At 75.9% G+C, this 340-nt stretch carries 1 protein-coding gene; it reads right to left on the minus strand.

What is annotated here, in order from left to right; translation table 11 throughout:
* Positions 1-29: 29 nt before the first annotated feature.
* On the minus strand, positions 30-340 hold a 311-nt coding region (locus BI06_RS22280), incomplete at its 5' end, for a PQQ-binding-like beta-propeller repeat protein (protein WP_043470830.1).

The following is a 340-nucleotide window of genomic DNA, read 5'->3' on the forward strand; positions in this document are numbered from 1 at the left end:
CGGGGGCCCGTGCCCCCGCCGCGTCCGGGTCAGTGCGAGGGCACCGCCGTGCCGTAGAAGGCGTCCAGCGCGTACACGCAGCGGTCCTTGCTGCCGACGAACACCTTCCCGCCGACCGCGACCGGCGAGCCGGTCAGCTCGCCCTTGGTGCCGAGTTCCCAGCGCAGCTGACCGCTGGCCAGGTCCAGGGTGTGCAGCGAGTGGTCCCGGCTGCCGAGGTGGACCAGCCCGTCGGCGACCGCCGGGGAGCCGACGATCTCGCCCCGCGCCGTGTAGCGCCAGCGCTCCCGGCCGCCGGCCGCCTCCAGCGCGTACAGCACCTCGCCGCTGCCGACCAGCA

Origin of the sequence: Kitasatospora sp. MBT66, from assembly GCF_000710405.2 — a bacterium.
GTDB lineage: Bacteria > Actinomycetota > Actinomycetes > Streptomycetales > Streptomycetaceae > Kitasatospora > Kitasatospora purpeofusca.